The 13,471-nt window shown below is 68.7% G+C and carries 14 protein-coding genes; 4 read left to right on the forward strand and 10 right to left on the reverse strand.

Annotated features, from left to right (window positions below; translation table 11 throughout):
• Positions 1 to 4: 4 nt before the first annotated feature.
• The 6 genes from ABL840_RS12410 to ABL840_RS12435 form a co-directional block, all read right to left on the reverse strand.
• Positions 5 to 805, reverse strand: a complete 801-nt coding sequence (locus tag ABL840_RS12410) for a transporter substrate-binding domain-containing protein (RefSeq protein WP_093199545.1) — start codon at positions 803 to 805, stop codon at positions 5 to 7.
• Positions 802 to 1,584 (reverse strand): GntR family transcriptional regulator, encoded by a 783-nt coding sequence (locus ABL840_RS12415; protein ID WP_093199547.1) that lies wholly within the window; start codon positions 1,582 to 1,584, stop codon positions 802 to 804. The genes ABL840_RS12410 and ABL840_RS12415 overlap by 4 nt, the downstream gene beginning before the upstream one ends.
• Before the next feature lie 99 nt (positions 1,585 to 1,683).
• Positions 1,684 to 3,033: an MFS transporter gene (locus ABL840_RS12420; RefSeq protein WP_093300899.1), complete on the reverse strand. Its 1,350-nt coding sequence runs from the start codon at positions 3,031 to 3,033 to the stop codon at positions 1,684 to 1,686.
• 31 nt (positions 3,034 to 3,064) lie between these two features.
• Positions 3,065 to 4,138, reverse strand: coding sequence for a hypothetical protein (locus tag ABL840_RS12425; RefSeq protein ID WP_093300898.1), 1,074 nt, complete (start codon positions 4,136 to 4,138; stop codon positions 3,065 to 3,067).
• 53 nt (positions 4,139 to 4,191) lie between these two features.
• Positions 4,192 to 4,965: an SDR family NAD(P)-dependent oxidoreductase gene (locus ABL840_RS12430; RefSeq protein ID WP_093300896.1), complete on the reverse strand. Its 774-nt coding sequence runs from the start codon at positions 4,963 to 4,965 to the stop codon at positions 4,192 to 4,194.
• On the reverse strand, positions 4,962 to 5,483 hold the full coding sequence (locus ABL840_RS12435) for an ester cyclase (RefSeq protein WP_093300894.1): 522 nt from the start codon (positions 5,481 to 5,483) through the stop codon (positions 4,962 to 4,964). The genes ABL840_RS12430 and ABL840_RS12435 overlap by 4 nt, the downstream gene beginning before the upstream one ends.
• A gap of 142 nt (positions 5,484 to 5,625) precedes the next feature.
• On the opposite strand from ABL840_RS12435, the gene ABL840_RS12440 reads away from it, so the two are divergent.
• Positions 5,626 to 6,345 carry a Crp/Fnr family transcriptional regulator gene (locus ABL840_RS12440; RefSeq protein WP_093300893.1) on the forward strand — a complete coding sequence of 240 codons (720 nt, stop codon included), beginning with the start codon at positions 5,626 to 5,628 and terminating at the stop codon, positions 6,343 to 6,345.
• A gap of 25 nt (positions 6,346 to 6,370) precedes the next feature.
• Here ABL840_RS12440 and ABL840_RS12445 read toward each other — a convergent pair whose 3' ends face one another.
• Together ABL840_RS12445 and ABL840_RS12450 are read right to left on the reverse strand one after the other, a co-directional pair.
• A complete protein-coding gene (locus ABL840_RS12445) occupies positions 6,371 to 7,339 on the reverse strand; it encodes a Bug family tripartite tricarboxylate transporter substrate binding protein (protein WP_093300891.1) in 969 nt (322 codons plus the stop codon).
• A 45-nt stretch (positions 7,340 to 7,384) separates the two neighbouring features.
• Positions 7,385 to 7,825 carry an OsmC family protein gene (locus tag ABL840_RS12450; protein ID WP_093300890.1) on the reverse strand — a complete coding sequence of 147 codons (441 nt, stop codon included), beginning with the start codon at positions 7,823 to 7,825 and terminating at the stop codon, positions 7,385 to 7,387.
• Positions 7,826 to 8,064: 239 nt separating this feature from the next.
• On the opposite strand from ABL840_RS12450, the gene ABL840_RS12455 reads away from it, so the two are divergent.
• A complete protein-coding gene (locus ABL840_RS12455) occupies positions 8,065 to 9,762 on the forward strand; it encodes a long-chain fatty acid--CoA ligase (protein ID WP_093301199.1) in 1,698 nt (565 codons plus the stop codon).
• A 48-nt stretch (positions 9,763 to 9,810) separates the two neighbouring features.
• Here ABL840_RS12455 and ABL840_RS12460 read toward each other — a convergent pair whose 3' ends face one another.
• Positions 9,811 to 10,266, reverse strand: coding sequence for a hypothetical protein (locus ABL840_RS12460; protein WP_093300888.1), 456 nt, complete (start codon positions 10,264 to 10,266; stop codon positions 9,811 to 9,813).
• Positions 10,263 to 10,742, reverse strand: coding sequence for a tetratricopeptide repeat protein (locus ABL840_RS12465; protein ID WP_093300886.1), 480 nt, complete (start codon positions 10,740 to 10,742; stop codon positions 10,263 to 10,265). The genes ABL840_RS12460 and ABL840_RS12465 overlap by 4 nt, the downstream gene beginning before the upstream one ends.
• Positions 10,743 to 10,884: 142 nt before the next feature.
• Here ABL840_RS12465 and ABL840_RS12470 point away from each other — a divergent pair, with 142 nt between their 5' ends.
• A complete protein-coding gene (locus tag ABL840_RS12470; RefSeq protein ID WP_093199576.1) occupies positions 10,885 to 11,424 on the forward strand; it encodes a thermonuclease family protein in 540 nt (179 codons plus the stop codon).
• A gap of 95 nt (positions 11,425 to 11,519) precedes the next feature.
• Positions 11,520 to 13,454: a PhoX family protein gene (locus ABL840_RS12475; protein ID WP_093300885.1), complete on the forward strand. Its 1,935-nt coding sequence runs from the start codon at positions 11,520 to 11,522 to the stop codon at positions 13,452 to 13,454.
• Positions 13,455 to 13,471 lie beyond the last annotated feature (17 nt).

The raw sequence follows: 13,471 nt of genomic DNA on the forward strand, positions 1-13,471 counted from the left end.
CCGTTCAGACCGGCAGGTCGCCGGCGGCCTTGCCGAGCCACTTCTTGGACATGGCGTCGAGCGTGCCGTCCTTCTTGGCCGCCGCGATGATCTCGTTGACCTTGGTCTTCAGCGCGGTCTCGCCCTTGGCGACGCCGACGAAGCAGGGGCTGTCCTTCAGCAGCAGCTTGAATTCGGCGCTCACCTTCGGGTTCTTGGCGAGCATGTCGCCGGCGACCGCGGCGCTGGTCGCGATGGTCTGCGTCTGGCCGGCCACGAAAGCGGCGATGGTCGCGTTGTTGTCCTCGAAGCGGCGGTAGTCGACGTTCGGCGGCGCCACCTTGTTCAGCTCCTGGTCTTCCATCGCGCCGCGCGTCACGGCGACGGTCTTGCCGGCCATGTCGGCGAAGCTGGTGAGCTTCATGCTCTTGGCGGCGTACACGGCCTGGAAGAAGGGGGCGTAGGCCGACGAGAAGTCGATCACCTTCTCGCGCTCCGCGTTCTTGCCCAGCGTGGAGATCACGAGGTCGGCCTTCTTCGTCTGCAGGTACGGGATGCGGTTGGCGCTGGTCACGGGCACCAGCTCGACCTTCACGCCGAGCTTGGCGCCGATGAGCTCGGCCATCTCCACGTCGAGGCCCTGCGGCTTCATGTTCTTGTCGACCGAGCCGTAGGGCGGGTAGTCGGTGGGCACGGCGATCTTGATGGTCTTGGCCTTGAGCACGTTGTCCAGCGCGTTCTGGGCGTGCGCGGCGCCGGCCGAGGCCAGCATGGCGGCGGAAGCGAGCGCCAGGGCGACGCGGCGTTTGGAAGCAGAGAAGGTCATAGCAGGGCTCCTAGGTAAGTCGAAGAATCGGAATCGGGGGACGCGCCGGGCTTGCGGCGCTTGCCCTTGGGCGTGGCGGGCGCAGTGGGCGCGGCCGTGTTCTGCAGCGGCGCCAGCGCGTCGCGCAGCTGGGCCAGCGGATCGGTGGGGGCCTGCACGCGAAGGGCGGACTGCACCGTGCCGATGTGCTCGGCCATCAGCGCCTCGGCGGCGGCGTGGTCGCCGCGCTCCAGCGCCGCGACGATCTGCACGTGGTCTTCGCAGGACTGCACCGCGTCGTGCGTAGACTGGTAGAGCATGGCGATCAGCGTGGTGCGGGCCGTGTAGTCGCGCAGCGTGTCGGCCAGCAGTGTGTTGCCCAGGCACTCGGCCAGGCACACGTGGAAGTCGCCCAGCAGGAAACTGCGGTTGCCGACGTCGCTCTCTTTCAGTGCGGCCTTTTCACGCTGCAGGTGCGCTTTCAGCTGGCGCAGGGCGGTCTTTTCGATCTTGCCGGCGGTGCCCGCGCTGCGGATGAGGCCGAGTTCGATCACGCGCCGCGCCTCGAAGGCCTCGCGTGCCTCGTCCTGCGAGGGCTCGATGACGAACCAGCCGCGCCGCGCGCTCACCGTGACGATGCCGCGCGCCGCCAGCCGGGTGAGGGCCTCGCGCACGATGGTGCGGCTGCAGTCGAACAGCATCGCCAGCTGCTGCTCGCCCAGGCGCGAACCCGGCGCGAGCTTCTGCGCCATCACCGCCTCGACGATGCGTGCACTGATTTCGGATGCGGAAATGGCCATAGGCCTGCATACCAGCAGCTTCTGTGCCAACTGGTATGCAAGATTTGCGCACCTGAATGGAGCACGGCCCCGGTGGGGGCCCTCGCGGCGTGCGCCGGTTCAGTGCCGAGCGCGGCCCAGCGCGCTGGCCGGCAGCGCTGCAAGCATGAGCAATGCCGACAGCACCAGCGCTCCGCTCAGCACATAGAGACTGGGGGTGAAGCTGCCCGTCAGCGTCTTGAGCCAGCCGACCATCATCGGCGCCACCAGCCCGGCGCTGCCCCCGATGGTGCTGATGAGCGCGATGCCCGCCGCAGCCGCGCTCTTCGACATGAAGTTGCCCGGAACCGCCCACAGCACGGTGAATGCCGCCGAGATGCCCATGGCCGCCAGCGACAGGCACAGCACGGCGGCGATGGCGTTGTGCATGAAGAGCGTGGTCAGCGCCAGCCCGGCGGCTCCGACGACGGCACTCAGCGCGAAGTGCCAGCGGCGCTCCTTGCGCCGGTCCGAATGCCGGCCCACGACGATGTTGGCCGCGATGCCCGCCAGCGCCGGAATCACCGAGTAGAAGCCGATCTGCAGCACGCTCAGCCCCATCGACTTGAGGATCGTGGGCTGCCAGAACGACAGGGCGTAGATGCCCAGGATGATGAGGAAGGACATGAATCCGATCAGCCAGACCCGGCCGTCGCGCATCGCCGCGCCGAAGGTGTGGCGCCCGGCGGCGCCGTGCGCGGTCTGATCCTCGGCGAGCAGGCGGGCCACGCGCTGTTTCTCGGCCGCCGACAGCCAGGCCGCCTGCGAAGGACTGTTCGACAGCCAGCAGAAGGCCGCCACGCCCAGCAGCACGCTCGGCAGCCCTTCGAGAAGGAACAGCCACTGCCAGCCCCGCAGCGACAGCACGCCATCGAGATACGTCATCGTGAGCCCGGCGATCGGCCCGGCCACGATGGGCGCCGCGCCGAAGGCCATGAAGAAGAGCGCCGTGGCCTGCGCGCGGCGGTGCGAGGGGAACCACAGCGTCAGGTAGAACAGCACGCCCGGCGCGAAGCCGGCCTCGAACACGCCGATGAGAAAGCGCAGCACGTAGAACTGCGTGGGCGTGGTCGCGAACATCATCGCGGCCGAGGCCAGCCCCCACAGGCCCATGATGCGCAGCAGCGTCGCGCGTACGCCGATCTTCGCGAGCATCAGGTTGCTCGGAATCTCGAACACCGCGTAGCCGATGAAGAAGATGCCCGCGCCCAGGCCGAACACGGCGTCGCTGAAGCCCAGCTGGTCCTTCATCTGCAGCTGGGCGTAGCCTACGTTGGTGCGGTCCAGGTAGTTCAGCACGTAGCAGGCGCACAGCAGCGGCATCAGGCGCCAGGTGATCTTGCGGAAGAGGGCCGCGTCGTCGCGCGCGCTCGCATCGGTCGAAGTGTCCGGCGAGCGCGAGTCGGCGGCAGCCAGGGCGGCGGTGTTCATCGATTTGTCTCCTTCGTTTTTCCGGTCGGCCTCAGGCGAGGGTGGGCGTGCCGTGGCTGGTCTCGCCCCACAGGTGGCTGGTGGGCGCGCCCGGAAACAGCCAGTGCGGCGTGCATTCGGCCGAGGGCACCACGTTGCTGAAGCCGTGCGCGGCCGAGGTGCCCGCGAGCGTCTTCTCCAGCACCATCGACAGGTACTGGTCGTTGCTGCTCTCCTGCGTGTTGCCGTTGAGGATCACTTCCGCGCCGGTCGCCTTCGCATAGCGGCGGATGCCGTTGTGCCGCGACTGCAGCGGTGCCCAGCTGTCGGCCGACACGCCGTTCTCGCTGCTCACCCGCAGGCCGTCGCCGCTGCGGTAGACCAGCGAGTGGTTGCCCTCGGTGTGGCCCGGCGTGTGCACCAGCGCCAGTCCGCGGCCGAGCTGGATGCTGCCGTCGAAGGGCACGATGCGTTCGGCCGGGATGCCGTCGAGGCCGTGCGGGCAGTACCACTCGGCCTGCACCGGCAGCAGGCCCTGCACGCTGGCGAGTTCCTGGCGGTGCACCAGCAGCCTCGCGTTCGGCAGCAGGCCGGGTGTGCCGGCGCCGCCCAGCCAGCGGCGCAGGTCCTGCGTGTGAAGGTGGTCGTAGGTGATGTAGTCGATCTGCTCCGCTGCGATGCCGCAGCTCGCCAGCGCCTGCGGCACGGTCTGGTAGACCGGCGCGATCGCCTTGTGCAGGAACTTCGGTGTCTGCTCGGCCAGTCGCTTGAAGTAGGGCGTCTCGTTGCCGGCCTCGAAGTCGGCCGGCGTGAACAGCAGCGTGCGCAGCCGGCCCTCGAAGTCGTCGTACTGGATCAGCACGGTGCGCGCCAGCAGATGCACCATGTGCGGCTTGAGCAACTGCTGCGAGTACACGCCGGTGAAGGCGAACCATGCGGGGTACGGAATGCGCAGCAGGTTGAAGCTGCGCGCGAAGCGCACCGGCGGCGCGTCGAGCAGGCGCTCGCGCAGGACCTCGGCGGCGCGGCGGATGGCGCGCAGGCGGTCCTGCGGCATGGCGGCGTCGCGCGCGCCGTCGAAATCCGCCAGCTGCGCGAGCCCGGAGGGTTCTGGGTCTCGGATCATGTGGGTCTCCTTGTCGGCCTCGAAGGAAGCGAAGCGAAATGGATGGGGCGCACTCAGTACATCGAGCGTCCGCCCGAGATGTCGAACACCGCGCCGGTGCTGAAGGAACAGTCGTCCGACGCGAGCCAGGCGGCCATGGCCGCCACCTCGTCGACCTCGACGAAGCGCCCCATCGGCACGCGCGAGAGCAGGGCGGTGCGCAGCTGTTCACGGTGCTCGGCAGGCACGGCCGCGAACACCTCGGTGTCGGCTGCCGAAGGCGTGATGCAGTTCACCAGCACGCCCGACGAGGCCAGCTCCTTGCCCAGCGACTTGGTGAGCGCGATGAGCCCGGCCTTCGAGGCGGAGTACGCGGCGTTGAAGCCGTTGCCCTCCTTGCCGGCAACCGAGGCGATGTTCACGATGCGGCCCCGCCGCCGGGCGAGCATCGCCGGCACGATCGCGCGACAGCACAGCCATGCGCCCGTGAGGTTGATGTCGAGCACGCTGCGCCACTGCGCGGGCGTGTGCTCCCAGGCCGGCACGGTCGGGCCGAGCACGCCGGCGTTGTTGACGAGGATGTCGATGCCGCCGAAGCGTTCCTGCGACTGCGCGGATGCGCGGGCGATCTGGTCTTCGTCGCGCACGTCGACGACTGCCGACGTGGCGGTGCCGAGCGGCGCGAGCGTTTCCAGGGCATCGGCGAGCGCTGGCGCATCGAGGTCCCACAACGCGACGCTCGCGCCGGCCGCGAGGTATCGCCGAGCGATCGCCAGTCCGATGCCGCGCGCGCCGCCGGTCACGATGGCATGCCGGCCCGCGAGCGCGTCGCCGCGCAGCGCGCTCATGCGGCCGCCGTCTCGGCTGCGCGCGCGGCGGCCGGCTGCTGGCCCAGCAATCCGCCGACCAGCGCGGCGACATGTTCCGCGGGCACGCCCGCCAGCAGCTGCCGCAGCATCGTCAACGTGTCGAAGTACACGCGCTCGCACACCAGCCGGTCGCCCTCGAAGATGAAGAAGGCGTTCATGCGGCAGCGGAAGCTGTTGCCGGTGGGCGGCAGGCCCTTCAACGGACCCTTGTGCGTGCCCAGCAGCCAGAACTCGACCACCACCGAGTCGTCGGCGTGGCGCAGCTGGATGATCTCGTGGCGCTGGTCCGGGAATGCGCGGCGCGTGTCGATGTAGTACTGGCGCACCTCGGCCATGCCGTCGTGCACCTCCCCGCTGGGAATCAGCTCGTAGTGCGGATGCGGGAAGGTGCCGAGCACCGCGTCGAAGTCTTGCCGGGTCTCGTCGGCGAAGTGGTCGAGCACGAGGCGCTCGCGGCGGGCCTGGAGTTCGGTGCGTGGGGTGTTGTCGTTGCTCATCGGGGTGTGCTCCATGTGACAGGAATGGCTGGTGACATCGGGTTGCCGCGAATGCGGCTATCCGGGCTCGCTGCGTACTATCGGCACGCCCCTGAAACAAGACTGTCCGGTGTTGGCAATCGCCGCTACGGACAAACCCGCGATGCCACGCACGCCCCCTTCATCTCCCGACACGCCGCCGGACGCGCAGCCTTCGCCGGTGCACAACGGCGACATGCGGCTGGCCGAGGACGTGCAGCAGCGCCTGCTCGCGGTGGCGCACCGGCGCACGCTGGCGCGCGGCGAATCGCTCTTCCACAAGGGCTCGTCGCCCGACGCACTCTTCGGCGTGGTGGCCGGATCGCTGCGTGTGAGCGTGGTCGCGCCGGGCGGGCGCGAGGCGGTGATCGCGATGCTCGAACCCGGCCACTGGTTCGGCGAGGTGTCGCTGCTGGTGGGGCGGGAGCGCGTCTACGACACCTGCGCGGTCGACACGACCGAGATGGCGGTGGTCGCGGCGGCCGATTTCCATCGCCTCGTGGCCGAGCATCCCGACGTGCACATGGCCTTCACGCGGCTGGTGTGCCTGCGGCTGCGCCAGGCGCTGGCGTGGATCGACGACGTGATCCTGATGCCGTTGCCGGTGCGGCTCGCGCATCGCCTGCTCACGCTGGACGCGCGCGCGGAGGGCACGGGCGAGGGCGGCGGCACGCTGCTGGGGGTGTCGCAGGAAGACCTGTCGTTCATGCTCGGCGTGTCGCGCCAGAGCGTGAACCGGCAGTTGAAGCTGTGGGAGGAAGACGGCACGCTGCGCGTGCGCTACCGCGCCATCGAGTTGCTGGACCGCGTGCAGCTGGAGCGGCACGCGGCCACGTCGCCCTGAGCCTTGCCGGGCGGCGGCGTGGGGCTCAATCCATCCGCGCGCCGGATGCCTTCACCGCCTTTTCCCAGCGCGGGGTTTCCGTCGCCAGGAAGCGCGCGAAATCCTCGCTGCCCAGGAAGGCCGGGTCGGCGCCCTGGCTCACCATGCGCTCGCGCACCTCGGGGTTGTTCAGCACCTGCTTGAAGGCGTCGCTCAGCTTGGCGACGACGTCCTTGGGCGTGTCCTTCGGCGCGAGGAAGCCGTAGAAGCCCACCACCTCGAAGCCCTTGACGCCCGACTCGATCACGGTCGGGATGTCGGGCAGGGCGGGGTTGCGCTCGCGGCTGGTCACGGCCAGCGCGCGCACCTTGCCCTGCTTGTGATAGTTGGCCGCCTGTGGGATCGACTCGGCCATGAACTGCACCTGCCCGCCCATCAGGTCGGTGAAGGCCGGCGCGCTGCCGCGGTAGGGGATGTGCACCATGAAGATGCCCGTGGCGGTCTTGAACATCTCCGGCACCAGGTGGCTGATGCCGCCGTTGCCCGCCGAGCCGTAGTTGACCTGGCCGGGCCGCGCCTTGGCGTAGTCGATGAACTGCTTCAGGTTCTGCACGGGCAGCTTGGGCGTGACCAGCAGCGCCAGCGGCTGCATGGCGGTGCGCGCGATGGGCACGAAGTCGCGCTGCGTGTTGTAGGGCAGCTTGCTGTAGAGCGCGCCGTTGATCACCGCCACGCCGGTGTTCGCCAGCATCAGCGTGTAGCCGTCGGCCGGGCTCTTGGCGACCGCGTCGGCGCCCACCGAGCCGCCCGCGCCGGGCTTGTAGTCGACGATCAGCGGCTGGCCCAGCACGGCCTGCAGCTTGTCGGTGAGCAGGCGCGCATGCTGGTCGAGCGGGCCGCCGGCCGGGAAGCCGATGACGATCTTGATCGGCTTGTCGGGAAAGGCGGCCATTGCCGCTGTTGTGCCGAGGCCGAGGGAAAGGACCGCGAGCGCGGTCCGGATGGGCTTGTTCATGATCCGTCTCCTGTTTTTGTGAGGAGACGATCATAGGCAGCGCCCTCAGCCGGCCAGCGTGGCCTTCAGCGTGATCTCGGGCACGCTCGCCAGCGCCTTCGACAGCGGGCAGCCGGCCTTGGCGGCGGCCGCGATCTGCTGGAACTTCGCCTCGTCGAGGTTCGGCACGCTGGCGTCGAGTTCGAGCGCGATGCGGTCGATCCTGAAGCCCTCGCCATCCTTGGCCAGCCGCACGGCCGCCCGGGTGTCGATCTTCGTGGCCGCCAGGCCTTCTCTTTCCAGCGCGAAGGCGAAGGCCATCGTGAAACAGGCGGCGTGCGCGGCGCCGACGATTTCCTCGGGGTTGGTGCCGCGCTTGTCGTCCTCGAAGCGGCTGGCGAAGCCGTAGGGGTAGTCCTTCAGGGCGCCGGTCTCGGTGCTGACCAGGCCCTTTCCGGTCTTGCCGGCGCCTTCCCAGTGAACGCTCGCGTGCTTTTCTGCTGCCATGGAAGCTCCTTCGGTGGGGTGAGTGGGTGGATGGAGAGGGGAGGCTGCAGGTATCGCTCGGGAAGCGGCGCTTGTCTGTAGTCGCAGGGCGCATCCGGGGACGGCCAGGCATGTGAGAAAAAATGGCGTCGCCTAGGCGACGCCCCCCGGGGGCTTCCCCGATGGGAGCGGCGCACGCGGCGGCTTAGGCTGGCGGGCATCCCTCTTTCCGTCCTCCCGTCCCCCCGCCCGTGACCACCATGGAACAACGCCCGCATCACAAGTTCTGGCCCAAGCGCCTTCCACACTCCATCACCGTCCCGGCCACCTCGCTGTGGCACAACCTGACCACCTCGGCAGCGCGCTATCCCGACAAGCCCGCGCTGGTGTTCTGCGGCCGCGTCGTCAGCTACCGCGAGTTCGCAGCCCAGGCCGAGCGGCTGGCCGGCGCGCTGCATGCGCTGGGCGTGAAGCGCGGCGACCGCGTGATCCTGGACATGCAGAACTGCCCGCAGCTGGTGATCGCGCATTTCGCGATCCTGCGCGCCAACGCCGTGGTGGTGCCGGTCAACCCGATGAACCGGGCCGAGGAGCTCAAGCACTACATCACCGACCCGGACGCCAAGGTGGCCATCATCACCGGCGACTTGGCTGGCGAACTGGCCAAGGCCAGCAACGCGCTGCCGCCCGAGCAGCGGCTGGCCCACATGATCGTGACCCAGTTCACCGACGCCTTCGATGCCGACGCATCGGGCGACGACGCCCCGGCGCCCGCCTGGAAGGACTGGCTCACCACCCGCCACCCGCTACCCGAACTGGAAGGCGGCAAGGTCGTCGCCTGGACCGACGCGCTCGAGGCCGGCCACACGCCGCCCGAGCACGTGGTGGGCGCCAACGACATGGCGCTGCTGCCCTACACCAGCGGCACCACCGGCCTGCCCAAGGGCTGCATCCACCACCATTCGAGCCTGATGCACAACGCCTTCGCCGGCCTGATGTGGGGCGGCTCGACCTCGGAGACGGTGGTGCTGGCCGTGGTGCCGATGTTCCACATCACCGGCGTGGTGAGCATGATGCACACCGCCATCCTGGCGGCGGCCACGCTGATCATCATGCCGCGCTGGGACCGCGACGTGGCCGGCCGGCTCATCTCGCGCTGGAAGGTCACGGCCTGGACCAACATCCCGACCATGGTCATCGACCTGATGGCCAGCCCCAACTTCGCGAACTACGACCTGTCGAGCATGACCTACATCGGCGGCGGTGGCGCCGCCATGCCGCAGGCCGTGGCGCAGCGACTGCTGGAACAGTACGGCCTGAAGTACCAGGAAGGCTACGGCCTCACCGAGACCGCGGCACCCTCGCACACCAACCCCTCGGACCACCCCAAGCAGCAGTGCCTTGGCATTCCGTTCATGAGCACCGACGCGCGCGTGGTCGACCCCGACACGCTGAAGGAAATGCCCATCGGCGAATCGGGCGAAATCATCATCCACGGCCCCGAGGTGTTCCAGGGCTACTGGAAGCGCCCCGACGCCACCGCGGCCGCCTTCGTCGAGTTCGAGGGCAAGCGCTTCTTCCGCTCGGGCGACATGGGCCGCATGGACGAGGACGGCTACTTCTTCATCACCGACCGCCTCAAGCGCATGATCAACGCGAGCGGCTTCAAGGTGTGGCCGGCCGAAGTCGAGCTGCTCATGTTCCGCCACCCGGCCATCCAGGAAGCCTGCGTGATCTCGACCAAGGACGACTACCGCGGCGAATCGGTCAAGGCGGTGGTGGTGCTGCGCGCCACGCACAAGGACACCACAGAGCAGCAGATCATCGACTGGTGCCGCGAGAACATGGCGGTCTACAAGATCCCGCGCAAGGTGCAGTTCGTGGACGCGCTGCCCAAGAGCGGGAGCGGGAAGGTGATGTGGAGGCTGCTGCAGGAGGCGGAGAGCGAGGCGAAGTGAGATCGGCGGGCAGCAGGCCGCCCACCCGCCTGCCTTGTCCTTCTCGTTCTATTGGCGCGTCCTGATCCAGTTCAGCATCTCGAGCACGCCATAGGCCGTGGCGGGTATCTGCTCGAGGTTCGAGCGGGTCTCGATGCGAGCGCGATCTTCGGCGGTTGTATTGGCTGTGACCCAGCCCTCCAGCAACGCCTGAACGGCGCGCTCGCGTTCGTCGCCGCGTGCCACATTCCTGGCGTAGGGGAAACCGAAGCAACTGCACCCGATGGCCATGGGTTGCCTGTCGGACTCGACGTAAAGGCTCCCCTGGCGGATCGCGAAGAGGCGCTTGCCGTTGGCGCCTTTCAGCTCTACTACCAGCGTTCCGCCATCGGCGAGGAATGACACCTCGTCGATGGATACCGGCTGGGCGAGGTCGCCGGGCTCGACGATGCAGAGCTGGAGTGCAATCAGAGCCAGAACCGCAAGCGACACCAGGAGCGTCAGCGCATACCGTAGAAACTTCACTTGCGGCCCAGCGACTTCAGCAGCTTCCCGGCTTCTTCCCTTCCGTTCGGCGTGACGTACTGCGCCGCCACCGCCTTCGTCAGGTAGTCGACGACCTTGCGGTGGTTCTTGTGCGGGCCTTCCCAGAGGAAGAGGCGGCCCAGCTCGAGCGCCGCGTCGCCGTCGCCCTTGGAGTAGGCGCGCTCGAACCAGTAGCGGGCCCAGCGGAAGTTGCCTTCGTCGCGGTAGCAGATGGCGAGGTTGGCGCAGCCTGCCACGTCGCCCGCTTTCGCGGCCTTGCGGTACCACTCGCGGGCGGCGGCGCTGTCCTGCTTCACGCCGATGCCGTGGTCGAGGAAGTAGCCGACGCTGTTGAGCGCATGAATCTCGCCGGCGGCGGCCGCCTTGAGGAACAGCGACAGCGCCTTCTTGTGCTCGCCGGCGTCCCAGGCGTCGTTCGCCGCGGAAAACCAGTCGTCCCGGGTGGGTTCCTGCATGTGAGGGGTCTCCTTCGAAGCGCCGTTCTGGGAAGAACGCGAGAAAGAAAAAAACTGTGTCCCGATCCCTCCCGGCGCATGGATCACTTAGCCTCGATCGGTTTGGCGATTCTGCCAATCTCCAGGTCTCTCCGGCTCTTTCATGCACTTTCGCGCGCTGCTTTCCAGTCTTCTCCTGCTTGCCTTTCCTCTTCTTTCCCAGGCCGCACCCCGCAACTGCCTCGTCGTCGGCATCAGCGACGGCGACACGCTCACCGCCCGCTGCGGGCGCATCGGCGCCTACGAGCGCGTGAAGGTGCGCATTGCCGCCATCGACGCGCCGGAAAAAGCCCAGCCCTACGGCCAGCGCAGCAGGCAGGCGCTGAGCAGCATCTGCTTCGGCGAGCAGGCGCGCATCACCGAGATCGACACCGACCGCTACGGCCGCACCGTGGCGGACGTGAGCTGCAACGGCGAGGACGCCGGCAGCCGCATGGTGGCCGACGGCTGGGCCTGGGTGTACGACTACAACCGCCTGGCCACCAAGCGCGGCGGCGGGCTCTTCAAGCTGCAGGACAGCGCCCGGTCCCGGCGTGCGGGCCTCTGGGCCGACCCCAGGCCGACGCCGCCCTGGGAATGGCGCAAGCACCAGCGCGAGGAGCAGCAGCACTGGGGCGGCAGCCACTGGGGCAGCCTCTTCTGATTGCCCCCGGGGCCTCCGCGACAGGCCCCATGTCACGGCGGATTCACGGGACCGCGGGACCATTTCGGGTTCCCACAATCCCCCGCGACAACAACATGGCCAAAGACTTCGCCCGCATGGAGGACTCCAACCCCTCCGCCAACCCCACCATCCATGAAGTTTCCGATCCGTCCCGGCGCGTGTTCGTGCGCGGCGGCATGGCGGCGGCGGTGGCAGGGCTCTTCGGCCCGCTGGCGGCCGGCACCCTGGCCGGATGCGCCACCACCGGCGGCAGCGGCAATGTGAGCGGCCTGGGCCGTGCCATCGGCTTCAAGAGCGTGCCCATGGCGGCCGTCGACACGGTGGTCGTGCCCGAGGGCTACAGCACACAGGTTCTCTACCGCTGGGGCGACCCGACCGGCATCGCGGGCGCCATGCCCGCCTTCAAGGCCGACGCCTCCAATACCGCCGAAGAGCAGGCGCTGCAGGCCGGCATGCATCACGACGGCATGGCCTTCTTTCCGCTCGAAGGCTCCAACCGCGGCCTGCTGGTGCTGAACCACGAATACGTCGACGACGGCCTGCTGCACCCAGACGGCATGAAGACCTGGACGCCCGAGAAGGTGCGCAAGTCGATGAACGCGCATGGCGTGTCGGTCATCGAACTGCAGCGCGACGGCGCCGGCAAGTGGACGCAGCTCGCGCCTTCGCGCTTCGCCCGCCGTGTCACCGCGCTCACGCCGATGACGCTGACCGGCCCCGCCGCCGGCCACGCCATGCTGCGCACCGCCGCCGACCCCTCGGGCACGCAAGTGCTGGGCACCTTCAACAACTGCGCAAACGGCCACACGCCGTGGGGTACCTACCTCACCTGCGAGGAGAACTTCGCCGACTACTTCGAGGGCACCGACACGCCCGACGCCCACCAGAAGCGCTGGGGCATCAAGAAGGGCAACGGCGCCAAGTACCGCTGGCACGAGCACGAGGCGCGCTTCGACGTGTCGAAGCACCCGAACGAGTCGAACCGTTACGGCTGGGTGGTCGAGATCGACCCGCAGGATCCGACCTCCACGCCGCGCAAGCGCACCGCGCTGGGCCGCGCCGCGCACGAAGGCGCCGCCACCGCGCTCACCAACGACGGCCGCGCCGTCATCTACATGGGCGAGGACTCGCGCTTCGAGTACATCTACAAGTTCGTGAGCCGCGACACGGTCAAGCCCGGCGGCGCCGCAGCCAACCGCGACCTGCTCGACCACGGCACGCTGTACGTGGCCCGCTTCGACGTGGACGGCACGGGCGAATGGCTGCCGCTGGTGCAGGGCAAGGGCGGCCTCGTGGCCGACAAGGGCTTCACCACGCAGGGCGACGTGCTCATCAAGGCGCGCCAGGCCAGCGACCTGCTGGGCGCCACCAAGATGGACCGCCCCGAATGGACCACGGTGGACCCGCTCACCAAGGAGGTCTACTGCACGCTGACCAACAACAGCAACCGCGGCGGCGCCGGCCAGCCTTTCATGGACGCGGCCAATCCGCGCTCCAACAACACGATGGGCCAGATCATCCGCTGGAAGGAAACCGGTGACCTGGACGCGACCAAGTTCGCCTGGAACCACCTCGTGCTCGCGGGCGACCCGAAGCAATCGCGCTACGAGGCGCAGGGCAACATCAAGGGCGACACCTTCGGCAGCCCCGACGGCCTGATGGTCGACGCGCGCGGCGTGCTGTGGATCGAGACCGACGTGTCGACCTCCACGCTGGGCAAGGGCGAGTACGCCAACCTGCCCAACAACCAGATGCTGGCCTGCGACCCGACCAAGGGCGAGATCCGCCGCTTCCTGCTCGGCCCGGCCGGCTGCGAGATCACCGGCCTCACGGCCACGCCCGACCTGCGCACGCTGTTCATCAACATCCAGCACCCGGGCGAGCCGGCCAACGAGCGCAGCGACCCCGAGCGTCCGCTCGCCGTGTCGAAGTGGCCCGACGGCTCGGGCCGGCCGCGCTCGGCGACCATTGCCATCACGAAGAACGACGGCGGCGTGATCGGGACCTGAAGACCTGAAGGCGCGCG

Origin of the sequence: Variovorax sp. NFACC27 (assembly GCF_048301545.1) — a bacterium.
Taxonomy (GTDB): domain Bacteria; phylum Pseudomonadota; class Gammaproteobacteria; order Burkholderiales; family Burkholderiaceae_C; genus Variovorax; species Variovorax gossypii.